Origin of the sequence: Streptomyces sp. Je 1-79, assembly GCF_025195125.1 — a bacterium.
In the GTDB taxonomy this organism is placed as follows: Bacteria; Actinomycetota; Actinomycetes; order Streptomycetales; family Streptomycetaceae; genus Streptomyces.
Map to the genome: position 1 here is coordinate 268425 of NZ_JAMGSL010000008.1, position 25928 is coordinate 294352.

Consider the following 25928-nt stretch of genomic DNA (forward strand, 5'->3'; position numbering starts at 1 on the left):
TCCCAGTCGTCCGGTCGGGGACATTCGGGGGGCGCCGCGCTCAGTTCCGTACGTCGTTGTACGGGACGTCTTGGGGACGGGACGGTCAGACCGTCAGGGCTCGGTCCGTCGGGCGGATCGGGGCCGGGAGGTCGCTCGCGCCGGTCAGGAAGCGGTCGACTCCGCGCGCCGCCGACCGGCCCTCGGCGATCGCCCAGACGATCAGCGACTGGCCGCGGCCAGCGTCACCGGCCACGAACACACCACCGACGTTGGTGGCGAAGTCCGCGTCACGGGCGATGTTACCCCGCTCGTCCAGGTCCAGACCAAACTGCCCGACCAGGCCGTTCTCGACGTCCGTGCCCGTGAAGCCCATCGCGAGCGTCACCAGCTGCGCCGGGATCTTCCGCTCCGTGCCGGGCTTCTGCGTCAGCCTGCCCTCGACGAACTCGACCTCGACCAGGTGCAGGAACTGGACGTTGCCCTCCTCGTCGCCCTCGAAGTGGGTGGTGGAGACGGAGTAGACCCGCTCGCCGCCCTCCTCGTGCGCCGAGGTGACCTTGTACAGCATCGGGAAGGTCGGCCACGGCTGGCCGGCCGCCCGCTCCTCGCCCGGACGCGGCATGATCTCCAGCTGCGTGACCGAGGCCGCGCCCTGGCGGTGGGCGGTGCCCACGCAGTCCGCGCCCGTGTCGCCGCCGCCGATGACGACGACGTGCTTGCCCTCGGCCGTGATCGGCGGGGCCACGAAGTCGCCCTCGACGACCTTGTTGGCGAGCGGCAGGTACTCCATCGCCTGGTGGATGCCGCTCAGCTCCCGGCCCGGGACGGGCAGGTCGCGGGCGGTCGTCGCACCGGCGGCGATGACGACGGCGTCGTACCGCTTGCGCAGGTCGGTCGCCGTGATGTCGCGGCCGATCTCCACGCCCGTGCGGAACTTCGTACCCTCCGCGCGCATCTGCTCGATACGGCGGTTGATGTGCCGCTTCTCCATCTTGAACTCGGGGATGCCGTACCGCAGCAGTCCACCGATCCGGTCGGCGCGCTCGAAGACGGCGACCGTGTGACCGGCCCGGGTCAGCTGCTGCGCGGCGGCGAGACCCGCCGGGCCCGAGCCGACGACGGCGACGGTCTTGCCGGAGAGCCGCTCGGGCGCCTGCGGCCTGACGTCGTTGCTGTCCCACGCCTTGTCGATGATGGAGACTTCGACGTTCTTGATGGTGACGGCCGGCTGGTTGATGCCGAGCACGCACGCCGCCTCGCACGGAGCCGGGCACAGACGGCCGGTGAACTCCGGGAAGTTGTTCGTGGCGTGCAGCCGCTCGGACGCCTGCGACCAGTCCTCGCGGTAGGCGTAGTCGTTCCACTCGGGGATGAGGTTCCCGAGCGGGCAGCCGTTGTGGCAGAACGGGATGCCGCAGTCCATGCAGCGGCCGGCCTGCTTGCTGATGATCGGCAGCAGGGAGCCGGGAACGTAGACCTCGTTGAAGTCCTTGACTCGCTCGCCCACCGGACGGGTCTTGGCGACCTCGCGGCCGGTGGTCAGGAAGCCCTTGGGGTCAGCCATTGGTCGCCGCCTCCATCATCTTCTCGGTGGTCTCGGCCTCGGAGAGACCGGCGAGCTCAGCGGCGTCCTTGGCGGCGAGCACTGCCTTGTACGTGGACGGGATGATCTTGCTGAAGCGCTCCGCGTTCGCGGGCCAGTCGGCAAGGAGCTTCTCGGCGACCGTCGAGCCGGTCTCCTCGTGGTGGCGGCGCACGACGTCGTGCAGCCACTGCTTGTCCGCGTCGTCGAGCGACTCGACGGCGGAGAGGTTGCCGGAGTTGACGTTGTCCCGGTCGAGGTCGACGACGTACGCGACGCCGCCCGACATGCCGGCCGCGAAGTTGCGGCCCGTCTCGCCGAGGACGACCGCGGTGCCGCCGGTCATGTACTCGCAGCCGTGGTCGCCCACGCCCTCCGAGACGACCAGCGCGCCGGAGTTGCGGACGCAGAAGCGCTCACCGGTGCGGCCGCGCAGGAACAGCTCGCCGCCGGTCGCGCCGTAGCCGATGGTGTTGCCGGCGATGGTCGAGTACTCGGCCAGGTGGTCGGCGCCACGGTCCGGGCGGACGATGACGCGGCCGCCGGAGAGGCCCTTGCCCACGTAGTCGTTGGCGTCGCCCTCCAGGCGGAGCGTGACTCCGCTCGGCAGGAAGGCGCCGAACGACTGGCCCGCGGAGCCGGTGAAGGTGATGTCGATGGTGTCGGCCGGCAGACCCGCACCGCCGAACTTCTTCGTCACCTCGTGGCCGAGCATGGTGCCGACCGTCCGGTTGATGTTGCGGATGGCGACCTGGGCCCGGACCGGCTGGGCGTCCTCGGCCGTCGCCGCGCCCAGCGCCTCGGCGGCGAGCTCGATCAGCTCGTTGTCGAGGGCCTTCTCCAGACCGTGGTCCTGCTCGATCAGGGCATGGCGGACCGCGCCCTCGGGCAGCTCGGGCACGTGGAAGAGCGGGGCCAGGTCCAGGCCCTGTGCCTTCCAGTGCGTCACGGCGCGGCTGGTGTCCAGCAGCTCGGCGTGGCCGACGGCCTCTTCGAGCGTACGGAAGCCCAGCTCGGCGAGGATCTCGCGGACCTCCTCGGCGATGAACTCGAAGAAGTTGACGACGAACTCGGCCTTGCCGGAGAAGCGGTCGCGCAGGACCGGGTTCTGGGTGGCGATGCCGACGGGGCAGGTGTCCAGGTGGCAGACGCGCATCATGACGCAGCCGGAGACGACGAGCGGCGCGGTCGCGAAACCGAACTCCTCGGCGCCGAGCAGCGCGGCGATGACGACGTCACGGCCGGTCTTGAGCTGGCCGTCGGTCTGGACGACGATCCGGTCGCGCAGGCCGTTGAGCAGCAGCGTCTGCTGGGTCTCGGCGAGGCCGAGCTCCCAGGGACCGCCCGCGTGCTTCAGCGAGGTGAGCGGGGAGGCGCCCGTACCGCCGTCGTGGCCGGAGATGAGGACGACGTCCGCGTGCGCCTTGGAGACACCGGCGGCGACCGTGCCGACACCGACCTCCGACACCAGCTTCACGTGGATACGCGCGGCCGGGTTGGCGTTCTTGAGGTCGTGGATCAGCTGAGCCAGGTCCTCGATGGAGTAGATGTCGTGGTGCGGCGGCGGGGAGATCAGACCGACACCGGGCGTGCTGTGCCGGGTCTTGGCCACCCACGGGTAGACCTTGTGGCCGGGCAGCTGACCGCCCTCGCCGGGCTTGGCGCCCTGCGCCATCTTGATCTGGATGTCGTCCGCGTTGACCAGGTACTCGCTCGTCACGCCGAAGCGGCCGGAGGCGACCTGCTTGATCGCGGAGCGGCGCGCCGGGTCGTAGAGACGGTCCGGGTCCTCGCCGCCCTCACCGGTGTTGGACTTGCCGCCCAGCTGGTTCATGGCGATGGCGAGGGTCTCGTGCGCCTCGCGGGAGATGGAGCCGTACGACATGGCACCCGTCGAGAACCGCTTGACGATCTCGGAGACCGGCTCGACCTCGTCGACGGAGATCGCCTCGCGGTCCGAGGTGAAGCCGAAGAGGCCGCGGAGCGTCATCAGGCGCTCGGACTGCTCGTTCACCCGGTCCGTGTACTTCTTGAAGACGTCGTACCGCTTGTTGCGCGTGGCGTGCTGGAGGCGGAAGACCGTCTCCGGGTCGAAGAGGTGCGGCTCGCCCTCGCGGCGCCACTGGTACTCGCCGCCGATGTCCAGCGCGCGGTGCGCGGAGGGGACGCCGGAGGCGGGGTACGCCTTGGCGTGCCGGGCGGCGACCTCCTTGGCGACGACGTCGAGACCGGCGCCGCCGATCTTGGTGGCCGTGCCGTTGAAGTACTTCTCGACGAAGGCGGTGTCGAGGCCGACGGCCTCGAAGACCTGGGCGCCGCGGTAGGAGGCGACGGTCGAGATGCCCATCTTGGACATGACCTTGAGGACGCCCTTGCCGAGCGCGTAGATCAGGTTGCGGATCGCCTGCTCGGGCTCCAGGCCCTCGATGAAGGTGCCGGCGCGGACCAGGTCCTCGACCGACTCCATCGCCAGGTACGGGTTGACGGCGGCGGCGCCGTAGCCGATGAGCAGGGCCACGTGGTGGACCTCGCGGACGTCGCCGGCCTCGACCAGCAGACCCACCTGGGTGCGCTGCTTGGTACGGATGAGGTGGTGGTGGACGGCCGCGGTGAGCAGCAGCGACGGGATCGGCGCGTGCTCGGCGTCGGAGTGCCGGTCGGAGAGGACGAGGAGGTGGGCACCGGCCTCGATCGCCGCGTCGGTCTCGGCGCAGATCTCCTCGATGCGGGCGGCGAGCGCGTCGCCGCCGCCGGAGACCCGGTACAGGCCGGACAGGGTCGCGGCCTTCATGCCGGGCATGTCGCCGTCGGCGTTGATGTGGATGAGCTTGGCCAGCTCGTCGTTGTCGATCACCGGGAAGGGCAGGGTGACCGAGCGGCAGGAGGCCGAGGTCGGCTCCAGGAGGTTGCCCTGCGGGCCCAGCGAGGAGAGCAGGCTCGTCACCAGCTCCTCGCGGATCGCGTCCAGCGGCGGGTTGGTGACCTGCGCGAAGAGCTGGGTGAAGTAGTCGAAGAGCAGCCGGGGGCGCTCGGAGAGGGCCGCGATCGGCGAGTCCGTGCCCATGGAGCCGAGCGGCTCACCGCCGGTGCGGGCCATCGGGGCGAGGATGACGCGGAGCTCTTCCTCGGTGTAGCCGAAGGTCTGCTGGCGGCGGGTGACCGAGGCGTGGGTGTGGACGATGTGCTCGCGCTCGGGGAGGTCCTCGAGCTCGATCTCGCCGGTCTCCAGCCATTCGGCGTACGGGTTCTCGGCGGCGAGGCCGGCCTTGATCTCGTCGTCCTCGATGATCCGGTGCTCGGCGGTGTCGACGAGGAACATCTTGCCGGGCTGCAGGCGGCCCTTGCGGACGACCTTGGCGGGGTCGATGTCGAGGACGCCGACCTCGGAGGAGAGGACGACGAGGCCCTCGTCGGTGACCCAGTAGCGGCCGGGGCGCAGACCGTTGCGGTCGAGCACCGCGCCGACCTGGACGCCGTCGGTGAAGGTGACGCAGGCCGGGCCGTCCCAGGGCTCCATCATCGTGGAGTGGAACTGGTAGAAGGCGCGCCGGGCCGGGTCCATGGAGTCGTGGTTCTCCCACGCCTCGGGGACCATCATCAGGACGCTGTGCGGGAGCGAGCGGCCGCCGAGGTGGAGCAGCTCCAGGACCTCGTCGAAGGAGGCGGAGTCGGAGGCGTCCGGCGTACAGATCGGGAAGATCCGCTCCAGGCTTCCCTCACCGAAGAGGTCGGAGGCGAGCTGGGACTCGCGGGCGACCATCCAGTTGCGGTTGCCCTTGACCGTGTTGATCTCACCGTTGTGCGCGACGAAGCGGTACGGGTGGGCCAGCGGCCAGCTCGGGAAGGTGTTGGTGGAGAACCGGGAGTGGACCAGGGCCACGGCGGTGGCGCAGCGGCGGTCCGACAGGTCCGGGAAGAAGGGCTCCAGCTGGCCGGTGGTCAGCATGCCCTTGTAGACGATCGTGCGGGCGGAGAGCGACGGGAAGTACGTCCCGGCCTCGCGCTCGGCGCGCTTGCGCAGCACGAACGCCTTGCGGTCGAGCGCGATGTCCGTGCTCGTCCCGTCGGCGACGAAGAGCTGGCGGAAGACCGGCATGGTGGCACGGGCGGAGGCGCCGAGCAGCTCGGGGGCGACGGGGACGTCGCGCCAGCCGAGGACGGTCAGACCCTCCTCGGACGCGAGCGTCTCGATCTGCGAGACGGCCTGTGCGGAGCCGTCGGCAGGGAGGAAGGCGATGCCGACGGCGTAGGCGCCGGCGGCGGGGAGGTCGAAGTCGGTGACCTCGCGCAGGAAGGCGTCCGGAACCTGGAGCAGGATGCCGGCGCCGTCTCCGGAGTCGGGCTCGGAGCCGGTGGCGCCGCGGTGCTCGAGGTTGCGCAGTACGGTCAGCGCCTGCTCGACCAGCGCGTGGCTGGCAACACCGGTCAGGGTGGCCACGAACCCGACACCACAGGCGTCGTGTTCGTTACGGGGGTCGTACATCCCCTGCGGAGCAGGGCGACCGTCCATGGGCGACCAGGCGTCGGAACGCATCGGCTCTCCCGTCGTCGTCGTGGCATATGCAGCTGCCGAGGGACGACGTTGGCCCTCCGCGAAATTTCGTGCAGGTTACATGATGGCTGGCTTCTCGCGAAGTGGATAGCTCATTCCAGCATGCGGACACCGCTGACACGGAGCGGTGACGGTGGTTCACGCGTGAACACGTTGATCTCAGAGGGTCGGACGACCCGTCGCAGAGCGAGCCTCATTGCCCGCGGCGCTTACGCCTCATGCCCGGTGGTTAGACGTTCGAAACCGCCGGGTAACGGCTACATATGTCGCGCTATGCATAGTGTCTCACTGGCCGGCCGATCCGCCCAGGGGATATACGTCACAGCCAGCATGCACGGAGAAGGCCCCCGCCGCAGGGCGAGGGCCTTCGGGAGCGGGTGGGAACCGGCTCAGAGCGCGGCGCCGAAGAGCATGCCGAGCCCGTACGTGAGGGCTGCGGCCGCCCCGCCCAGGACGAGCTGGCGCAGTCCGCTGAACCACCAGCTGCGCGCCGTCACCCGGGCCACCAGCGCGCCGCAGGCGAAGAGCCCGAGGAGGGCGAGGAGCACCGCCGGCCACAGCGCGCTCGCGCCGAGCAGATAGGGCAGTACGGGCAGCAGGGCGCCGAGCGCGAACGAGGCGAACGACGACACGGCGGCGGTCAAGGGCGAGGGCAGGTCGTCGGGGTCGATGCCCAGCTCCTCGCGGGCGTGGATCTCCAGCGCCTGCTCCGGGTCCCGGGAGAGCTGCATCGCGACCTCGCGGGCGAGCGCGGGCTCGACGCCGCGGGACACGTAGAGCGCGGCGAGCTCCTCCATCTCGTCGACCGGGTGCTTGCGCAGCTGACGGCGCTCGACATCCAGTTCCGCCTGGACGAGTTCGCGCTGCGAGGCGACGGAGGTGTATTCGCCGGCCGCCATGGAGAAGGCGCCCGCCGCGAGTCCGGCGAGGCCGGTGATGACGATGGTCTGCTGCGAGACCGCGCCGCCCGCGACCCCGGTCATCAGGGCGAGGTTGGAGACCAGTCCGTCCATCGCGCCGAAGACCGCCGGGCGCAGCCAGCCGCCGTTCACGTCGCGGTGCGTGTGGTTGTCGCGGTGGGCTTCGTGCAGTGGTGCGTGGATTTCGATGATGGACATGGTTCTCCCCTGGTCTCCGGCGGGCCGGGCTGCACCCGCCACCCCCAACACCCTCGAAAATACGCGCGATGTAAGGGTCTCGCCAGCAAGGCAGGCCGTACTTAGTAAGGCTGACCTGCCCTTCTGGCGGAGTGTCAGCCAGGGTGTCGACCGGGGTGTCAGCCGGGTGACAGAGACGTTTCTGCGACGTCATCGCCTCCCCCGCGTGGCACAGATCCAGGAACCGTGAAAGGGGTGCGAGATGGTGAGCGAGACGGCAACGACGGCATGCGACACGCGTGAGCGCGCCAGGGGCGCGCTGCTCGGCCTCGCGGTCGGCGACGCGCTCGGCGCACCCGCCGAGAACATGCGCCCGTCGGAGATCCGCCGCCGGTGGGGCCGGATCGAGGGCTTCGTGACGGACAGTCCGGCCGGCACGGACGACACGGAGTACGCGATCTTCTCGGGGCTGCTGCTGGCCCGGCACGGCTCGGCGCTGACCGTCCAGCATGTGGAACGGGCCTGGCACCACTGGATCGCCGACCTGGACGAGGGCCCGTTCCGCGGGGCGGGCTTCAGCGAGCGGGGCACGCTGGAGAACCTCCGGCGGGGCCTCGCGGCGCCCATCTCGGCCCAGCACCGGCACGCGTGGTCGGACGGCCTGGCGATGCGGGCCGCACCCTTCGGGGTCTTCGCGGCGGGCCGCCCGTCGGAGGCGGCCCGGCTGGTCGCCATCGACGGCAGCGTGAGCCACGACGGGGAGGGCATCTACGGGGGCCAGGCGGTGGCGGCGGGTGTCGCGGCGGCGATGGGCGGGGCCTCGGTGACCTCGGTCATCGCGGCGGCCCTCTCGGTGGTCCCGATGGACTCCTGGACGGCGCGCTCGATGCGCCGCGCGGTGGTCGCGGCGCAGCGCGTGGACCCGGACCCGTTGGGCCGCGAGCGGACGGTCCGCTCGGCGGTCGTCATCGGCGGCTATCCGTGGACGGACCTGGCCCCGGAGGCGGTGGGCCTCGCCTTCGGCGCCTTCGCGGCGGCCCGCGGCGACTTCCGTACGGCGGTCCTCATGGCGGTCAACATGGGCCGTGACGCCGACACGACGGCGGCGGTGGCGGGCGCGCTCGCGGGCGCCGCCTCGGGCGTCTCGGCGATCCCGGAGGAGTGGGCGACGGCGATCGCCCCGGTGACGGGCAGCTGCCTGCCGTCGATGCGGGGCTACCACGTCCTGGACATCGCGGACCTGCTGACGACGGACGAGGAGGAGGCGGCATGACGACGACGGACCCCACGCACCGCGCCTACGGCTCGGCGAGACCGAGCCTGGAGGACGCCCCCGCCAAGACCGTTGCGGGCCATCGTTCCCCCGGGCTGGAGGCACCTCCCGGAAGCCGCTCCGGGGAAGGCTGGGCACAGCCCACGGGACCGGGCGCTCCGGACGAGGACGGCGCGCTCGGGGGCCCGGGGGCCGCCGACGGCGCCCACGGAGCCCGCGACGCGAGCGGGGGCCTGGGCGACGCGAGCGGGGCCCGGGGTGGCACGGGCCCGGGGGCGGCCCACGGCGCCCGCGACGCGAGCGGGGCCCGGGGTGCCACTCCACGCACCGGCGCTTCCGCCCGCCGCGAGGCGATCGCCGGTCTTCTCCTCGGCCTCGCCGCGGGAGACGCCGCCGGCTGGCCGGCGGCCAGGCACCGGGCCGCCCGTATGCCCGAGTGGACCCGCCGCCTCACGCGCGAACTCGACACGTTCGCCGAGCAGAACGCCACCACCACCCTCCCCGTCCCCATCGCCCTCAACCAGCCGCCCGAGCCCCTCCGTCTCGGCCCCTCCGACGACGCCGAATGGGCGGTCTTCACCGCCGAAGCGGTGCTCGCCGCGAGCGGCCCGCTCTTCGCCACCCTTCCCCCGGAGCGCCGCCTCCGCGCCGCCGTCGACCTCGCCTGGAACTCCCTCGCGAGCCAGGTCGCCGCAGCAGCCGACCGCGCCCCCGAGGTCGAGTCCGCCGTCCTCCCGCTCCGCGCCCGGATCTCCGTCCGCGCCGGCCTCGGCAACCTCGCCACCGGACTGCGTCCCCCCGCCACCGGCCACGACAACCCCCACTACTTCGACGACGCGGCCTGCGTCCGTGCCGCCGTGCTCGCCCTCGTCCACCCCGGCGACCCGGCCGCCGCCGCCGAACTGGCCGAGTTCGACGCCCGGTACACCCAGGACGGCGACGGCGTCCACGGCGCCCGCGCCATGGCCGCCGCCGTCGCGGCGGCCCTCGGCGGCGCGGGCGTCGACGAGGCCGTGGAGGCGGCCCTCGGCCAACTCCCCTCCACCACCGAGATCGGCCGCAACGCCCGGCAGGCGGTGAAGATGGCCCAGGACGCCACCAGCGCCTTCGAACTGGTCCCCCTCCTGGAGCACCAGATCGTCGACCACGTCTACAGCTACGGCATCGCCGCCGCCGAGACCGTCCCCGTCGCCCTGGCACTCGCCCTCGCGGCGCGCGGCGAGGCGTCCGGGGCCGTGCCGGCCGCCGCCTGCCTCTCGCGTGTCGCGGACTCCGCCCCGGCGCTCGCGGGCGCGCTCACCGGCGCGCTCGGCGGCGCCGGTTCCCTCCCCGCCACCTGGCGCGACGCCTGCCGCCGGCTCGCCGGCTGCGCGCTCCCCCGCCTCGCGGGCACGGATCTCGTCGAACTCGCCGGGCTCCTCGGAGACACGGAACTGGCCACCCCGGGTGGACAATTCCGACATGACACCCACACTGGATGACCGGATCACCGGAAGTCTCCTCGGGGCCGCCGTCGGCGACGCCCTCGGCGGCCCCGTCGAGGGGTACACCCCCGAACAGATCCTGGAACGCCACGGCGGCCGGGTCACCGGCATCGTCGGCCCCTGGAACGGCGACGCCTGGCGCACGGCACGTCCCATCGCGCCGTACCACAAGGGCGACGGGCACGTCACCGACGACACCTTGATGACCCACGCCCTGATCAGGGTGTACGAGAAGGTCCGCGACCACCTCGACGCGTACGCGGTGGCGGACCACCTCGTCCCCGAACTCATCGGCGCCCCGGTCTGGATCCCCGAGCTGGAAGCGGAGGCCCTGCCCCTCCAGCGGATCTTCCTGGCGGAGAAGTGGCTCGTCGCGCGCCTCCACTACGGTCATGTCGATCCGCGCGAGGCGGGCAGCGGAAACATCGTCAACTGCGGTGCGGCGATGTACATGGCGCCGGTCGGCCTGATCAACGCGGCCCACCCGGAGGCGGCGTACGCGGAGGCGCTGGACATCGCGGCGCCGCACCAGTCGTCGTACGGGCGGGAGGCGGCGGGGGTGTTCGCGGCGGCGGTGGCGGCCGCGTGCGCGCCGGGCGCCACCCCGGAGTCGGTCGTGAGCGCCGCCCTGTCCCTGGCCAAGGACGGCACCCGGGCGGCGATCGAGGCGGTGGGCGAAGTCGCTTCCGGGCACACGGACTTCGAGACCGCGGTCGTCCCCCTCCGGCAGGCGGTGGCGCCGTTCGACACGGTGGGCACGGACTACCGCGCGCCGTCGCTGGGGGCGCGCCGCCCGTCGCGGCTCCATGCGATCGAGGAACTCCCGATCGCGCTGGGAATGCTCCTCGTCGGCCGCGGCGACTACCGGCGCACGGTCCTGGGCGCGGTCAACTACGGCCGTGACTGCGACTCGATCGCGACCATGGCGGGGGCGGTCGTGGGCGCGCTCGGCGGCGAGTCCGCGATCCCGTCCGCCTGGGCGAAGCAGGTCGCGGAGGCGAGCCGGCTCGACCTGCACGCTCCGGCGCGGGCGCTGACGGAGGTCGCGCGCGAGGTCTTCGCCCGCGACACCGCCCGCCGCCGGGCGCACGAGTCGGCGTACGCGACCCTGACGAGCGCGGCCGTCCGATGAACCTGCGCGTCACCTGGGTCCAGCCGGAGGACCTCGTCGGCCATGAGCTCCGCCAGGCGCGGGAGGACGGCCGCGACGCCTCCGCGCTCGCCGCCCGATGGCACGCCGCGGGCGGCCCGCCCGCCCCGCAGACGGCGGGCGCCTCCCCGACACCGCGCCCGGAGCTGCGCGCCCTGGCCGAAGCCCTCCTCGACGACCTGTCCACGCTCCCCAGCCCCCTGAGCGCACAGGAACCGACCGCCCTGCCGGCCATCCGGGCGCTGGCCCCCGCGACCGCACCTCCCGAGCCCGAAGCGCGGCGCGCGGCGACCGGGACGCGGACGGCCGCCCCCCTCAACGCCCCCCTCAACGCCCCCCTCAACGCCCCCCTCGACGACCCCCTTCGCGACCGAGTCCGGGGTCGCGACCCCCTTCGCGACGCCCTGCTCAACCCCGTGCGCGCCCCCCTCGACGACCCTTTGCGCGACCGCCTGCACGCCGCGTGGCTCGGGCGCGCCATCGGCTGTCTCCTCGGCAAGCCCGTCGAGAAGCTCCCCCTCCCCGCCATCCGCGCCCTCGCCCGCGCCGCGGGCAACTGGCCCCTCACCCGCTGGTTCACCGAGACCGGCGTCCCCGCGGAGCTCCTCGCCGCCCACCCCTGGAACCGCCGCTCCGCGACCACCTCCCTCGCCGAGAACATCGACGGGATGCCCGAGGACGACGACCTCAACTACCCTCTTCTCAACCTGCTGCTCCTCCAGCGGTACGGCCGCGGCTTCTCCACCGCGGACGTCGCCCGGCTCTGGCTCGACGAACTCCCCGCCGGCCGCACCTTCACCGCCGAGCGCGTCGCCTACCGCAACCTCCTCGACGGCGTCGAACCCCCGCTGACCGCCGTCCACCGCAACCCCTTCCGCGAGTGGATCGGCGCCCAGATCCGCGCCGACGTCCACGGCTGGACGAACCCCGGCGACCCCGGGGCCGCCGCCGGGCAGGCGTACCGGGACGCGGCGCTCACCCACACCGCGAACGGCGTCCACGGCGCCCTGTTCGTCGCCGCGACGATCGCCACCGCCGCGAGTGGCACCGCCGACGTCCACCAGGCCCTCGCCGCCGGCCTGGCCGTGGTCCCGCCCCGCGCGCGGCTCGCCGAAGCAGTCCGCCTCGGCATCGCGACCGCCCGCTCCACCCCCGACTTCGACGCCGTCGTGGACCGGCTCCACACCGCCCTCGGCGGGTATCACTGGGTCCATGCCGTCCCCAACGCCGCCCTCCTCGCCGCCGCCCTCACCCACGGGGACGGCGACTTCTCGCGCACCATCTGCGCGGCGGTCTCCGGCGGCTGGGACACCGACTCCAACGGCGCCACCGCCGGCTCCGTCGCCGGTCTCCTCGCCGGTCACCCCGGCCGGCTGCCCGAGCGCTGGACCTCCCCCCTCAAGAACCGGCTCTCCACCTCGATCCCGTCCTTCGACGGCATCGGCTTCGACACCCTCGCCGAACTGACGTATCTGGAGGCAGTACGCCCATGACCAGCATCGTGGTGCTCGGCAGCACCAACATGGACCTCGTCGCCTTCGTCCCCCGGGCCCCCGCGCGCGGGGAGACCGTCACCGGACGGGAGTTCCGTACGATCCCGGGCGGCAAGGGCGCCAACCAGGCCGTCGCCGCCGCCCACGCCGGCGGCGACGTGTCGATGATCGGCTCGGTCGGCAACGACGACTTCGGCGTACGGCTCCGGGCCGCTCTCGAGGCCTCCGGTGTCGAGACCGACCTGCTGCGCACCGTCGAAGGCCCCTCCGGCACCGCGCACATCGTGGTCGACGACGAGGGCGGCAACGCGATCGTCGTCATCCCCGGCGCCAACGGCACCGTCACCTCACTCGACCACGGCGACGAGGCCCTGATCGCCACCGCCGGCACACTGCTCCTCCAGCTCGAACTCCCCCTCTCCGTGGTCGTCGAGGGCGCCGCCACCGCCCGGCGCCTGGGCGTCCGCACCGTCCTCACCCCCGCCCCGGCCCAGCAACTCCCTCCCGAACTCCTCGCCGTCACCGACCTCCTGGTCCCCAACGAGCACGAGGCCGCCTCGCTCACCGGCGTCGCCGACCCGCGCGCCGCCGCCTCCGCCCTGCTCGCCCACGTCCCCGAGGTGATCATCACGCTCGGCGCGGCCGGCAGCCTGCACGCGGCCCGCGACAGCGAGCCGTTCACGGTCCCCGCTCCCCGCGTCCGCGCCGTGGACACCACCGCCGCGGGGGACACGTTCGTCGGTGCCCTCGCCGTCGCCCTCGGCGAAGGCCGGCCCGTCCGGGAGGCGATGGCCTGGGCCTCGACCGCCGCGGCGCTCTCCGTCCAGCGCCCGGGAGCCTCGTCCTCGATGCCGTACCGCTCCGAGATCGACGCGGCCCACGCTTCCCTCACCGGCCAGGAGGTCGACTCCGTATGACCCGGACCCCCGACACCACGCCTCCCCTGCACGGACTGCGCGTCCTCGATCTCGCCACGCTCTTCGCCGGCCCGCTCGCGGCGATGATGCTGGGTGACTTCGGCGCCGATGTCATCAAGGTCGAGCACCCCCGCAAGCCCGATCCGTCCCGCGGGCACGGCCCCGCCAAGGACGGCGTCGGTCTCTGGTGGAAGGTCCTCGGCCGCAACAAGCGCACGATCACCCTGGACCTCTCCGCCCCCGGCGGCCGGAACACCCTCCTGCGGATGGCCGCCGAGGCCGACGTGATCGTGGAGAACTTCCGCCCCGGCACCCTGGAACGCTGGGGTCTGGGCTGGGAGGAACTGTCCACCGTCAACCCCGAGCTGGTCCTCGCCCGGGTCACCGGGTTCGGCCAGTTCGGCCCGTACTCCCACCGTCCGGGCTTCGGCACCCTCGCCGAGGCGATGAGCGGCTTCGCCGCGATCACCGGCGAGCCGGACGGCCCGCCCACCCTTCCCCCCTTCGGTCTGGCCGACTCGATCGCCGCCCTGGCCACGGCGTACGCGGTGATGACCGCGCTCACCGCCAGGACGACCACCGGCCGCGGCCAGGTCGTCGACATGGCCATCATCGAACCGATGCTCTCCGTCATCGGCCCCCACCCCCTCTGGTACGACCAGCTCGGCTATGTCCAGCCCCGAACCGGAAACCGCTCCCGCAACAACGCCCCCCGCAACACGTACCGCACCTCCGACGGCTCCTGGGTCGCCGTGTCCACCTCCGCGCAGTCGATCGCCGAGCGCGTGCTGCGGCTGGTCGGCCGCCCCGAGCTGATCGACGAGCCGTGGTTCGCCGACGGCACGAGCCGGGCCGCCCACGCGGACGAACTCGACGAGGCGGTCGGAACCTGGATCGCGCGCCACACCCGGGACGAGGCGATGACCGCCTTCGAGAAGGCCGAGGCGGCGATCGCACCCGTCTACGACGTCCGGGACGTGATGGAGGACCCGCAGTTCCGCGCCCTCGACACCGTCACCGAGGTCCCGGATCCCGAGCTGGGGCCGATCCGGATGCAGAACGTCCTCTTCCGGCTATCCGAGACCCCCGGCGCGATCCGCTGGGCCGGGCGGCCGCACGGGGCGGACACGGCCGAGGTCCTCGCCGAGCTCGGTCTCACTCCGGCCGAGATCGGGGCCCTGCGCGGCGAAGGAGCCGTATGACTGGTACGCACTTCCCCCTCACCTGGCTGTACGCCCCCGGGGACCGCCCCGCCGTCGTCCAGAAGGCCCTGGTCTCGGGCGCGGACGTGGTCATCGTCGACCTCGAGGACGCGGTGGCCCCGGACCGCAAGGCGTACGCGCTGGCCGCGACGGCCGATCTGCTCTCCGATCCCCACCCCGTACCGATCCATGTCCGCGTCCACACCCCACGCGACATCCCTCCACTGGTCCCCCTCCCCGGGCTCCGCGGTCTCCGTGTTCCCAAGGTGACACACGCCACTGACATCCAGCGGATCGCCGAGGTCACCTCCGGGCTTCCCCTCTACGCCCTGCTGGAGAACGCCCTCGCCGTCGAGCGGGCGTACACCATCGCCACCGCCCACCCCTCCGTCCACGGCATCGCCCTCGGCGAGGCGGACCTCCGCGCCGATCTGGGGGTACGGGAGGACTGCGGCCTCGACTGGTCGCGCGGCCGCCTCGTGGTCGCCGCCCGCGCGGCGGCCCTCCCTCCGCCGGTGCAGTCGGTCCACCCCGACATCCGCGACCTGGACTCGCTGGCGGCCGGCTGCGCGCGCGGACGGGCCATGGGCTTCCTCGGCCGGGCGGCGATCCACCCCCGCCAGCTCCCGGTCATCGAGCAGGCCTATCTCCCGAGCCCCGACGAGGTCGCCGCGGCCGAGGAGGTCGTGAAGGCGTCCCAGACGGAGGAGGGCGCCCTGGCCCTCCCGGACGGCCGCTTCGTCGACGCGGCGGTCGTCGAAGGCGCCCGCCGGGTCCTGACCCTGGCGGCGAGAGCCGCCTGACCGCCGGTGCGAGCGGGCCGGAGGACCCGTCCATACGCCACAGGGCCGCCGGGACCCTTCGGTCCCTGGCGGCCCTGTGGTGTGCCGTGTGTCCGGTCGTCAGCCCTTGGCGGCGGACTCCGTGCCGTTCGCGGGCGCGTCGGCCGGCTCGTCGGTCACGGCCTCGCGCCGAGCGGTCCCGCCCGCGCCCTCACCGTCCCCGTCGTCCTCGGTCCGCGCGTCCCCGGCCTCGTCCTCGGTCTCGTCCTTGGCCTCGTCCTTGCGCTCGGCGGCCGCCTTGGTTCCGCCGGCCGCCTTGTCCTTCTCCGGCTCCACGATCTCCTCCCGGCCCGGGCGAAGGCGCGAGGAGATCACGATGTACACGACGGCCAGGACGAAGACGACGATCGCCGTCCAGACGTTCAGCCGCAGGCCGAGCACGTGGTGCGCCTCGTCGACGCGCATGTACTCGATCCAGCCCCGGCCCGCGCAGTACGCGGCGACGTACAGCGCGAACGCCCGGCCGTGGCCCAGCCTGAAGCGACGGTCGGCCCAGATGACCAGGAGCGCGACACCGATGCACCACAGCGACTCGTACAGGAAGGTCGGGTGGTAGATCCCTTCCTCGCGGTTCGCGCCCGCGGAGATCTCCAGACCCCACGGCAGCGTGGTCGGCTTGCCGTAGAGCTCCTGGTTGAACCAGTTGCCCCAGCGGCCGATGGCCTGGGCGAGGGCGATGCCGGGCGCGATGGCGTCCGCGTACGCCGGCAGCGGGATCCCGCGTCGGCGGGCACCGATCCAGGCGCCCACCGCGCCGAGCGCGATGGCGCCCCAGATGCCGAGGCCGCCCTCCCAGATCTTGAAGGCGTCGACCCAGTTCTCGCCCTCGCTGAAGTACAGCTGGTAGTCGGTGATGACGTGGTAGAGCCGACCGCCGACGAGGCCGAAGGGCACGGCCCACACGGCGATGTCGGCCACGGTGCCGGCTTTGCCGCCCCGGGCGATCCAGCGCTTGTTGCCGATCCAGACGGCGACGAAGACACCGATGATGATGCAGAAGGCGTAGGCGCGCAGCGGAACCGGTCCGAGGTGGAGGACACCGGTCGACGGGCTGGGAATGTAGGCAAGGTCCATGGCAGGACCGACGCTACCTTGCCGGGCGGGCGTCACGGCAGCCCACCCGGCAACGTCTGCGTAACTAAGAGGATCATCCAGGTGGACGTCAGCCCGCGGCCGGGGAGGCGGTGCCGGGCTTCTTGCCCTTGTTGGCCTCGGCGACCCACTTCTTCAGGTTCTCCGGGGAGATCTGCTCGCCGCCCTTCGTCGGGAAGATCGATTCTCCGTTGAGCAGCACGGACGGTGTGCCCTGGAAGTCGCCCTTCTGGAAGGCCTCGTTCGACTTCCCGACCCAGCTGTCGTGCGTGCCGTCCTCGACACAGCTGCGGAAGGCCGGCGTGTCGAGCCCCGGCACCTTCGCCGCGAGCTCGATCAGCTTGGCGTTGTCCCCGAAGGCGTCGTCCGGCTCCGGCGGCTGGTTCATGTACAGCGTGTCGTGGTACGCCGTGAACTTCCCGGAGTCCTGGGCGCACGCGGCCGCGTTCGCCGCGCGCAGCGAGCCCTGACCGCCCATGTTCCGGTCGATGAGGGTGGCGAGGTGGTACTCGGCCTTGAGGGCTCCGGAGGCCTCCAGCTCGTGGATCGTGTCGCGGAACGCGTTCTCGAAGGAGGCGCAGGCCGGGCAGCGGAAGTCCTCCCAGATCGCGAGCGTCGACGGGGCGTCCGCCTTCCCCGTGGGGATCGCCGGCTTGTCCCCCTCGATCGAGCCGGTCGGGGCGACGACCGGGCCCGCCTTGTCCGAGCCGCCGTCGTCGCCGCCGGTGTTCGCGGCGATCACTCCGACGACCGCGGCCAGGCCGAGGACGCCCACGACCGCGGCCGACACGATGAGGACGCGCCGCTGCTTCTCCCTGGCCTTCTCGCGCTCACGCTGCTGCTGGAGGCGCTCCCGCGCGCTCCGATTACCGTCACTGTTCTTCTGGCTCACGCCCTCAGCAACGAACCGGGGAGGCGCGTCCGCGCCTCCCCGGTCACAGATCCACCCGTTCGGGTTACGAAACGCGCCGCACGCCCTCGGCGAGTTCGCCCGCCAGTTCCCTTACGGCGGCGAGTCCGGCGGCCTCGTCGTCGGCGTCGAGCATCCGCTTGACGAAGGCGGAGCCGACGATGACGCCGTCGGCGAAGCCCGCGACCTCCTTGGCCTGCTCGGCGTTGGAGACGCCGAGCCCGACGCAGACCGGCAGGTCGGAGGTGGCCCGGGTGCGGCGGACGAGCTCGGCCGCCTCCGCGCCGACGGACGCGCGGGTGCCGGTGACGCCCATCAGGGAGGCGGCGTAGACGAAGCCGGAGCCGGCGGCCGTGATGGTGGCGAGCCGTGCGTCCTGGCTGCTCGGCGCGACGACGAAGACGGTCGCGAGGCCGTGCTTCTCGGCGTGCTCGCGCCACAGCGCGGACTCCTGGACCGGGAGGTCCGGGAGGATGCAGCCGGCGCCGCCGGCGGCGGCCAGCTCCTCGGTGAACCGCTCGACGCCGTAGCGGTCGATCGGGTTCCAGTACGTCATGACCAGGACCGGCTTGCCGGTGGCCTCGAAGGCCTCGCGGACCGTGCGCATCACGTCGGCGATCCTGACGCCGCCGCGCAGGGCGATGTCGTCGGCGGTCTGGATGACGGGGCCGTCGAGGACCGGGTCGCTGTGCGGCAGACCGACCTCGACGATGTCGGCGCCGCCGTCGAAGACCGCCTTGATCGCCTCGATGCCGCCGTCCACGGTCGGGAAGCCGGCCGGGAGGTAGGCGATGAGAGCGGCCCGGTGGTCGGCCCTGGCCTTGGCCAGGGTGTCGCTGAGGAGCTGGATGTTGCCGCTCACTTGGTGTCCCTCCGGATCTCGCCCGCGCCGTCCTCGGCGGCGGCGTCGGCCTCGACGGGGGCCGCGTCGGTGTCGTACAGCCCGAAGTAGCGGGCGGCCGTGTCCATGTCCTTGTCGCCGCGCCCGGAGAGGTTGACCACGAGCAGCCCCTCGGGGCCGAGCTCCTTGCCGACCTCCAGCGCCCCGGCGAGCGCGTGGGCGGACTCGATGGCCGGGATGATGCCCTCGCTGCGGGAGAGCAGCCGCAGGGCCTGCATGGCCGCGTCGTCGGTGACGGCGCGGTACTCGCCCCGGCCGCTGTCCTTGAGGTACGCGTGCTCCGGGCCGATGCCCGGGTAGTCGAGGCCGGCCGAGATGGAGTACGGCTCGGTGATCTGGCCCTCGTCGTCCTGGAGGACGTACGACCGCGAGCCGTGCAGGATGCCGGGCTCGCCGGCGGTGAGGGTGGCGGCGTGCTCGCCGGTCTCGACGCCGTGGCCGGCCGGCTCGCAGCCGATGAGGCGCACGTCGGTGTCGGGGATGAAGGCGTGGAAGAGGCCGATGGCGTTGGATCCGCCGCCGACGCAGGCGATGGCCGCGTCGGGGAGGCGGCCCGCGCGCTCAAGGATCTGGCGGCGGGCCTCGACGCCGATGACGCGGTGGAAGTCGCGGACCATGGCGGGGAAGGGGTGCGGTCCCGCGACGGTTCCGAAGAGGTAGTGCGTGCGGTCGACGTTGGCGACCCAGTCGCGGAACGCCTCGTTGATGGCGTCCTTGAGGGTGCGGCTGCCGGACTTCACCGGGACGACCTCGGCGCCGAGCATGCGCATCCGGGCGACGTTCAGCGCCTGGCGCTGGGTGTCGATCTCACCCATGTAGATGGTGCACTCGAGCCCGAAGAGGGCGCAGGCGGTGGCGGTGGCGACACCGTGCTGGCCGGCGCCGGTCTCGGCGATGACCCGGGTCTTGCCCATGCGCTTGGTGAGCAGGGCCTGGCCGAGGACGTTGTTGATCTTGTGCGAGCCGGTGTGGTTGAGGTCCTCGCGCTTGAGGAACACCCGGGCGCCGCCCGCGTGTTCGGCGAACCGGGGGACCTCGGTGAGGGAGCTGGGGCGGCCGGTGTAGTGGACCATGAGGTCGTTGAGCTCGCGTGCGAACTCGGGGTCGGTCTTGGCCTTGTCGTACTCGACGGCGACCTCGTCCACGGCGGCGACGAGGGCCTCCGGGATGAACTTGCCGCCGTAGGCACCGAAGTAACCCTCGGTGGTGGGAACCTGACCCTCCGGGTCCGGAATGAAGAACTCGCTGGACATGCGGCTGCTCCTCGCGGGGCGGATGCCCCGTGTGACATGCGGTTGGTGGTCACGTTATGCGCGCACCCGTGGCCGCCGTCGCACCTCCGTTGTGGGCACCCGCTCCGCGGGGCGGAACGGGTGGGCACAACGGACGGCGCCCCTGCCGGGCCCAGGCTCCCGGTGCGTATCGGTGCACACAGGTGCGGGGCCCCGTCGTGGCGGGGCACAGGGAGCGGACGCGCCCGTAAGGGCGCCGTCCCGTGTGCCCACCCGTCCCCCTAGGACTTCGTCCTGGGGGACCCCCAAGCGGGACGATCGCCCACACGGGGGTCAGGGGGGTGTCAGACGGCGGTCGTGAAGGTGCGCGCGGGGCGCGGGCGCCATCGCATGCCGTTGACCTGGCCCGGCTCGTCGCCGATCACGTAGCGGACCCGGCGGCCGTGGACACGGCGGGCGGGGGCGCGGCAGCCGCGCGGGCGGCAGCCGCGGGCGAGCGGGGCGTGCGCGGGCGCGGCGGCGGTACGGAGCCGGGTGCGCATCGCGCGGGTCACCGCGGCCGCGCCGAACGCGCCCGGGGCGGCGAGGCCCTGGGTGGTCGGCGTGGTGACGCGGTGCGGGGTCATGGCGGGGTCAGCTCCGCCCGTGGCGCAGGGCCGGGTGGGCGCCGGCGGCGACGAGGTCGGCGACGGCGGCCTTCGGGTCGCGGCCGGTCACGAGGGACTCGCCGACCAGGACCGCGTCGGCGCCGGCGTTGGCGTACGCGATGAGGTCGTGCGGCCCGCGGACGCCGGACTCGGCGACCTTGACGATGCCGGCCGGGATCTCCGGGGCGACGCGCTCGAAGGTGGTGCGGTCGACCTTGAGGGTCTTGAGGTTCCGGGCGTTCACGCCGATGATCCGGGCGCCCGCGTCGACCGCGCGCTCGACCTCGTCCTCGTCGTGGACCTCGACAAGCGGCGTCAGGCCGATGGACTCGGCGCGCTCGATGAGGGAGACGAGGGCCTCCTGCTCGAGGGCGGCGACGATCAGGAGCGCGAGGTCGGCGCCGTAGGCCCGGGCCTCCCACAGCTGGTACGCCGTGACGATGAAGTCCTTGCGCAGGACCGGGATGTCGACCCGGGCGCGGACGGCCTCCAGGTCGGCGAGCGAGCCGCCGAAGCGGCGCTCCTCGGTGAGCACGGAGATGACGGCCGCGCCGCCCGCCTCGTAGTCGGCGGCGAGACCGGCCGGGTCGGCGATCGCGGCGAGCGCGCCCTTGGACGGGCTGGAGCGCTTGACCTCGCAGATCACGGTGACGCCCTCGCCGCGCAGTGCGGCGACGCCGTCCTTGGCCTGCGGCGCCTTGCCGGCGCGCTCCTTGAGCTCGTCGAGGGAGACCCGCGCCTGCCGCTCTGCGAGGTCGGCGCGCACGCCTTCGATGATCTCGTCGAGCACACTCACGCGAGAGGCCCCCTTCCGGGACGGTGATGGTGACGGTGGTGCAGAAGAACCAGGTTCAGCCATCTCGATGGTATCCGCACCGAGGCTCCGGACTCGCATCCGGCCGACGTGCGTCCCATCTGCTGGGACTTCCCGGCGGGGTCACGGGGCGAGCGCGGAGCCGAACGGAAGGTTCCGCACCAGGGTGAACAGGGCGAGGACGGCGCCGATCACCCACCACCAGGCGGGGGCGATCGTGACCCTCATCGGCACCCCGCGTACGGCGCGAATCAGCCACAGGGCCATGACGAGGGCGAAGACGCCGTAGCCGACGACGGCCAGGGCGTTGGCCCCGAACGCGGTGCCGAGCTCGCCGTGGACGAAGGCGTGGGCACTGCGCAGACCGCCGCAGCCGGGGCAGTACAGGCCGGTGAAGCGGAGCAGCGGGCAGACGGGGTAGTGCCCGGGCTCGTTGGGGTCGACGGCCCCGACGTACGCGAACGCGGCGGCGACCCCGCCGAGCGCCCCGAGGGGCGCCGCGAGCCGCCGCACGAGCGCCCGCGACGGACGGCCGGACCCGTACGCCGTCCCGTGGTGCCCGGACGCCTCAGGGGCCCCTAGGGGAGTCCCGTGGCTCCCGGGCACCCCCGGGGCCTCTAGGGGTGTCCCGTGGTGCCCGGGCACCCCCGGGGCCGCTTGGGCCGTCCCGTGGTGCACGGGCGCCTCAGGGACCCCGTACGCCGTCCCGTGGTTCCCGGGCGCCTCAGGGATCCCGTACGCCGTCCCGTGGTGCCCGGGAGTCCCAGGGGCCCCGTATGCCGTCCCATGGTTCCCCGGCTCCCCAGCGGCCCCTTGGGCGCCCCTACGGGGGTCACCCGGCGCCCCCCGGACGTCCGGGGCGGGGCGTGGTGGGGGGCCGGGGGTGGCCCCGGGGGGTTCGTCGGTTGCGGCGGGGGCCGTCGGCTTCGCGTCCACGCGGTGATTCTCGCCCCTCACGCGCGAAGGCGCAGCCCGGCCCCGCCGGACTGCGCCTTCGCGCGTGTCGTGTGCCGCGTGCGTCAGGCGCGGGCCTTCAGCGTCGCCGCCTCGCGGGCCGCGACGACCGCCGCCGACTCCTTCGGCATGCCCATGCCCGCCACCCTCATCGCCAGGCCGATCACGCCGCCCAGGACGACGACGGCCATGCCGGCCCAGAAGCCGGCCGTGTTGGCGGCCACCATGAAGACGCCGGCGATGCAGAAGCCGATGAAGGAGATGATGACACCGGTCCAGGCGGCCGGGGTGTGTCCGTGGGCGCTGCCCGCCATGAGTTGCTCCTCGTTGCTGTTGCTCGGTGGTGGCTCGAAGGTGAGGTCTCGCGTGCGCGGACACTCGTCGTTCATTGTCCCGCACACAGGGGCGCGACGATGAATCGGGGTGGCGCGGCGATCACGATTCGCGTCCGCCCTCCCCGCTCAGCCCTCGCGCGTCGGGTCCTCGCCACGGTCCAGGGCCTTCCACAGGTCCTCCGGCCGGTCCGTCGCGGGGGCGGGTGCCCGGCTCGCGGCGCGAGGCGTGCCGGCCCGCTCGTAGCGACCGCCCATCGTCGGCCAGGTCGTGCCGAACCGCAGCGCGAGGAGCCCCGCCACCAGGATCAGCAGCGCTCCGCCGGCGGCGACGTACGGCCAGGCGGTGTGGGTGAGGTCCGAGACCGTCGCGGCGGTGTCGCCGGAGATCCGGGCGGCCTCGGCGTCCAGCGCGTCGCTGTCGGACGCGCCGAGGAACGCGGCCGCCGCCGCGCCCGCGCCGCTGAGCGCGAGCAGGCCGGAGACCAGGGTGCGCCCGGTCCGGCGGACGGCGAAGACGGCGACGAGCGCGGCGAGGCCGACGATCGCGAGCGCCGTCGGCACGCCGGTGACGGCGCCGCCGTCGGCCTCGACGGGCACCGTGCCGCCGCCGACCGACGCCGTGCCCTCGGCCCAGATCTGGCCGGCGGACAGCAGGACGACGGTGGCGCCGAGGGCGCCGAGCAGGAGAGCCGCGGCCAGGCTGCGGCGGCCGCCGGGCGCGGCGGCCGCGCCGCCCGCGCGAGCGGCTCGGGGCTGGGGTACGGGAACAGCACTCACGCACCCCACTATCCCTTACGCCGTCATGCGCCGTTCATCCGGTTGGCGGTGTGGACGGCGCGGAGGACGGCGGCGGCCTTGTTCCGGCACTCGTTGTCCTCGGCGACCGGGTCGGAATCGGCGACGACACCCGCTCCGGCCTGCACGTACGCGGTTCCGTCGCGCAGCAGGGCCGTACGGATGGCGATGGCCGTGTCGGAGTCGCCGGCGAAGTCGAGGTAGCCGACGCACCCGCCGTACAGTCCGCGCCGGGAGGGCTCCAGCTCCTCGATGATCTGCATGGCGCGCGGCTTCGGCGCCCCGGAGAGCGTGCCGGCCGGGAAGCAGGCCGTGAGCACGTCGAACGCGGTCCTGCCCTCGGCGACGCGGCCGGTCACCGTCGACACGATGTGCATGACGTGCGAGTACCGCTCGATCGACATGAAGTCGACGACCTCCACCGAACCCGGCTCGCAGACCCGTCCGAGGTCGTTGCGGCCGAGGTCGACGAGCATGAGGTGCTCGGCGCGCTCCTTGGGGTCGGCGAGCAGCTCCTCGGCGAGGTCGTGGTCCTCCTGCGGGGTCGCGCCGCGGTGCCGGGTGCCGGCGATGGGGTGGACCATCGCGTGTCCGTCCTCGACCTTGACCAGGGCCTCGGGGCTGGATCCGACGACGTCGAAGCCGTTCTCGAAGCGGAAGAGGTACATGTACGGCGACGGGTTGGTGGCGCGCAGGACCCGGTAGACGTCGAGCGCCGAGGCGTGGCAGGGGGTCTCGAAGCGCTGTGAGGGCACGACCTGGAAGGCCTCGCCGGCCCGGATCCGCTCCTTGATGTCCTCCACGGCGTCCTGGTAGGCCGGACCGCCCCAGAGCGCGGAGAACTCCGGCAGTTCGGAGGGCGGGAGCGCGGCGGGGACGGTGGCGACGGGGCGGGCCAGGTCGGCCTGCATGGCGTCGAGCCGGGCGACGGCGTCCGCGTACGCCTCGTCGACGCCGGTCTCCAGGTCGTTGTGGTTGATCGCGTTGGCGATCAGGAGGACGCTGCCGTCCCAGTGGTCCAGGACGGCGAGGTCGCTGGTGAGCAGCATGGTCAGCTCGGGGAGTTCCAGGTCGTCACGGGTGGAGTTCCCGATGCGCTCCAGGCGGCGGACGATGTCGTAGCCGAGGTAGCCGACCATGCCGCCGGTGAAGGGCGGCATCCCGGAGGACAGGTCGCGCGGGGTGTGCAGGGCCTCGACGGTGGCGCGCAGCGCGGCGAGCGGGTCGCCGTCGGTGGGGACGCCGACGGGCGGGGTGCCGAGCCAGTGGGCCTGGCCGTCGCGGACGGTGAGGGTGGCGTCGCTGCGGACGCCGATGAAGGAGTAGCGGGACCAGGAGCGGCCGTTCTCGGCGGATTCGAGGAGGAAGGTGCCGGGGCGCTCGGCGGCGAGCTTGCGGTAGAGCGCGACCGGGGTGTCGCCGTCCACGAGGAGCCGGCGGCTGACGGGAATCACACGGCGGTCGGCCGCCAGCTTGCGGAAGGTCTCGAGATCCATGGCGCCAGACCCTACTTGCCCAGGGGCAGGACGTCGGCGTCGAAGCAGGTCCGCGCGCCGGTGTGGCATGCGGCCCCGACCTGGTCGACCTTGACGAGCACGGTGTCGGCGTCGCAGTCGAGGGCGACGGACTTGACGTGCTGGATGTGGCCGGAGGTGTCGCCCTTGACCCAGTACTCCTGGCGGCTGCGCGACCAGTAGGTGCAGCGCCCGGTGGTGAGGGTGCGGTGCAGGGCCTCGTCGTCCATCCAGCCGAGCATGAGCACCTCGCCGGTGTCGTACTGCTGGGCGATGGCCGGGACGAGTCCGTCCGGGCTGCGCTTGAGGCGGGCGGCGATGACCGGGTCGAGATTGCTGCTCATGCGGCCATTGTGCCGTGACCGGGAGGGGTGTCCGGAGCGGTGTCCACTGGGCGGACCACCGGCCGCAGTCGTACGCTGGCAATCATGTCGACCCATGCGAAGCGTGAACGCCTTCTGCTCGCCGATCTGTTGGAGGCGGCGGGCCCCGACGCCCCGACGCTCTGCGAGGGCTGGCTGACCCGCGACCTCGCGGCCCACGTGGTGGTGCGCGAGCGCCGCCCCGACGCGGCCGCCGGGACGGTCGTACCGCCGCTGAAGGCGCGGCTGGACCGGGTCCAGGCGGAGTTCGCCGAGAAGCCGTACGAGGAGCTGATCCAGCTCATCCGGACGGGGCCGCCGCGGATGTCCCCGTTCACGCTCAAGCTGGTGGACGAGGGCGCGAACACGGTCGAGTTCTACGTCCACGCGGAGGACGTCCGGCGCGCCCAGCCGGACTGGTCGGCGCGCGAGCTGGATCCGGTCTTCTCGGACGCCCTCTGGTCGCGCCTGGAGAAGGGCGCCAAGCTGCTGGGCCGCCGGGCGCCGGTCGGTCTGGTGCTGCGCCGCCCGAACGGCCAGACGGCGGTGGCGCACCGCGGCACGCCGGTGGTGACGGTCTCCGGGGATCCGGGCGAGCTGACGATGTTCGTCTTCGGCCGCCAGGACCAGGCGAAGGTGGAGCTGGACGGGGATCAGGACGCGATCGATCGGCTGCACCAGGCGAAGCAGCTGGGGATCTAGCCTCTCCTCTCGTTCGGATCATGCGAGCCCGGCATGATCCGAACGAACGGGCCCAGCCCCTCACCCCGGGCAGCTCCGCGCGCCTCGGCTGCGCGA

22 protein-coding genes are annotated in these 25928 nt (G+C 73.0%); 8 read left to right on the forward strand and 14 right to left on the reverse strand.

Annotation, left to right across the window (positions count from 1 at the left end; translation table 11 throughout):
• Positions 1–85: 85 nt before the first annotated feature.
• The 3 genes from M5362_RS18750 to M5362_RS18760 all read right to left on the reverse strand — a co-directional run bounded on the left by M5362_RS18750 (position 86) and on the right by M5362_RS18760 (position 7234).
• Positions 86–1546 carry a glutamate synthase subunit beta gene (locus M5362_RS18750; protein ID WP_260228731.1) on the reverse strand — a complete coding sequence of 487 codons (1461 nt, stop codon included), beginning with the start codon at positions 1544–1546 and terminating at the stop codon, positions 86–88.
• The gene (gene gltB / locus M5362_RS18755; protein ID WP_260228732.1) at positions 1539–6098 is read right to left on the reverse strand and encodes a glutamate synthase large subunit; all 4560 of its coding nucleotides are present in this window, start codon (positions 6096–6098) and stop codon (positions 1539–1541) included. The genes M5362_RS18750 and gltB overlap by 8 nt, the downstream gene beginning before the upstream one ends.
• 407 nt (positions 6099–6505) lie before the next feature.
• A complete protein-coding gene (locus M5362_RS18760; protein WP_260228733.1) occupies positions 6506–7234 on the reverse strand; it encodes a VIT1/CCC1 transporter family protein in 729 nt (242 codons plus the stop codon).
• A 244-nt stretch (positions 7235–7478) separates the two neighbouring features.
• Here M5362_RS18760 and M5362_RS18765 point away from each other — a divergent pair, with 244 nt between their 5' ends.
• From M5362_RS18765 to M5362_RS18795, 7 genes are read left to right on the forward strand one after another with little or no spacing between them, the layout of a single operon-like run.
• Positions 7479–8486, forward strand: a complete 1008-nt coding sequence (locus tag M5362_RS18765; RefSeq protein ID WP_260228734.1) for an ADP-ribosylglycohydrolase family protein — start codon at positions 7479–7481, stop codon at positions 8484–8486.
• A complete protein-coding gene (locus tag M5362_RS18770; protein WP_260228735.1) occupies positions 8483–9967 on the forward strand; it encodes an ADP-ribosylglycohydrolase family protein in 1485 nt (494 codons plus the stop codon). Before M5362_RS18765 ends, M5362_RS18770 begins: the two co-directional genes overlap by 4 nt.
• The gene (locus tag M5362_RS18775) at positions 9948–11102 is read left to right on the forward strand and encodes an ADP-ribosylglycohydrolase family protein (protein WP_260228736.1); all 1155 of its coding nucleotides are present in this window, start codon (positions 9948–9950) and stop codon (positions 11100–11102) included. Before M5362_RS18770 ends, M5362_RS18775 begins: the two co-directional genes overlap by 20 nt.
• A complete protein-coding gene (locus tag M5362_RS18780) occupies positions 11099–12613 on the forward strand; it encodes an ADP-ribosylglycohydrolase family protein (RefSeq protein ID WP_260228737.1) in 1515 nt (504 codons plus the stop codon). Before M5362_RS18775 ends, M5362_RS18780 begins: the two co-directional genes overlap by 4 nt.
• Positions 12610–13530 (forward strand): ribokinase, encoded by a 921-nt coding sequence (gene rbsK, locus M5362_RS18785; RefSeq protein ID WP_260228738.1) that lies wholly within the window; start codon positions 12610–12612, stop codon positions 13528–13530. Before M5362_RS18780 ends, rbsK begins: the two co-directional genes overlap by 4 nt.
• Positions 13527–14732 carry a CaiB/BaiF CoA-transferase family protein gene (locus M5362_RS18790; protein WP_260228739.1) on the forward strand — a complete coding sequence of 402 codons (1206 nt, stop codon included), beginning with the start codon at positions 13527–13529 and terminating at the stop codon, positions 14730–14732. Before rbsK ends, M5362_RS18790 begins: the two co-directional genes overlap by 4 nt.
• On the forward strand, positions 14729–15535 hold the full coding sequence (locus tag M5362_RS18795; protein WP_260228740.1) for a CoA ester lyase: 807 nt from the start codon (positions 14729–14731) through the stop codon (positions 15533–15535). The genes M5362_RS18790 and M5362_RS18795 overlap by 4 nt, the downstream gene beginning before the upstream one ends.
• A gap of 99 nt (positions 15536–15634) precedes the next feature.
• On the opposite strand, the gene lgt is transcribed toward M5362_RS18795, so the two are convergent.
• The 11 genes from lgt to hisI form a co-directional block, all read right to left on the reverse strand.
• Positions 15635–16648 carry a prolipoprotein diacylglyceryl transferase gene (gene lgt, locus M5362_RS18800; RefSeq protein WP_260228741.1) on the reverse strand — a complete coding sequence of 338 codons (1014 nt, stop codon included), beginning with the start codon at positions 16646–16648 and terminating at the stop codon, positions 15635–15637.
• Positions 16649–16736: 88 nt separating this feature from the next.
• Positions 16737–17558: a DsbA family protein gene (locus tag M5362_RS18805; protein ID WP_260228742.1), complete on the reverse strand. Its 822-nt coding sequence runs from the start codon at positions 17556–17558 to the stop codon at positions 16737–16739.
• Between the two features lie 64 nt (positions 17559–17622).
• Positions 17623–18438, reverse strand: coding sequence for a tryptophan synthase subunit alpha (gene trpA / locus M5362_RS18810; protein ID WP_260228743.1), 816 nt, complete (start codon positions 18436–18438; stop codon positions 17623–17625).
• Positions 18435–19730, reverse strand: a complete 1296-nt coding sequence (gene trpB, locus M5362_RS18815; protein WP_260228744.1) for a tryptophan synthase subunit beta — start codon at positions 19728–19730, stop codon at positions 18435–18437. Before trpB ends, trpA begins: the two co-directional genes overlap by 4 nt.
• A 323-nt stretch (positions 19731–20053) precedes the next feature.
• Positions 20054–20251: a tryptophan biosynthesis modulator TrpM gene (trpM, locus tag M5362_RS18820; protein ID WP_260228905.1), complete on the reverse strand. Its 198-nt coding sequence runs from the start codon at positions 20249–20251 to the stop codon at positions 20054–20056.
• A gap of 91 nt (positions 20252–20342) precedes the next feature.
• Positions 20343–21152: an indole-3-glycerol phosphate synthase TrpC gene (trpC, locus tag M5362_RS18825; RefSeq protein WP_260228745.1), complete on the reverse strand. Its 810-nt coding sequence runs from the start codon at positions 21150–21152 to the stop codon at positions 20343–20345.
• 141 nt (positions 21153–21293) lie between these two features.
• The gene (locus M5362_RS18830; RefSeq protein ID WP_260228746.1) at positions 21294–21683 is read right to left on the reverse strand and encodes a DUF2752 domain-containing protein; all 390 of its coding nucleotides are present in this window, start codon (positions 21681–21683) and stop codon (positions 21294–21296) included.
• A gap of 506 nt (positions 21684–22189) precedes the next feature.
• The gene (locus M5362_RS18835) at positions 22190–22438 is read right to left on the reverse strand and encodes an HGxxPAAW family protein (RefSeq protein ID WP_260228747.1); all 249 of its coding nucleotides are present in this window, start codon (positions 22436–22438) and stop codon (positions 22190–22192) included.
• Between the two features lie 147 nt (positions 22439–22585).
• A complete protein-coding gene (locus tag M5362_RS18840; protein WP_260228748.1) occupies positions 22586–23245 on the reverse strand; it encodes a TIGR02234 family membrane protein in 660 nt (219 codons plus the stop codon).
• 14 nt (positions 23246–23259) lie between these two features.
• A complete protein-coding gene (locus M5362_RS18845) occupies positions 23260–24750 on the reverse strand; it encodes an anthranilate synthase component I (protein WP_260228749.1) in 1491 nt (496 codons plus the stop codon).
• Between the two features lie 11 nt (positions 24751–24761).
• A complete protein-coding gene (gene hisI / locus M5362_RS18850; RefSeq protein ID WP_260228750.1) occupies positions 24762–25112 on the reverse strand; it encodes a phosphoribosyl-AMP cyclohydrolase in 351 nt (116 codons plus the stop codon).
• A gap of 84 nt (positions 25113–25196) precedes the next feature.
• Between hisI and M5362_RS18855 the strand changes: the two genes are divergently transcribed.
• Positions 25197–25832 carry a TIGR03085 family metal-binding protein gene (locus M5362_RS18855; protein ID WP_260228751.1) on the forward strand — a complete coding sequence of 212 codons (636 nt, stop codon included), beginning with the start codon at positions 25197–25199 and terminating at the stop codon, positions 25830–25832.
• Positions 25833–25928: the final 96 nt, after the last annotated feature.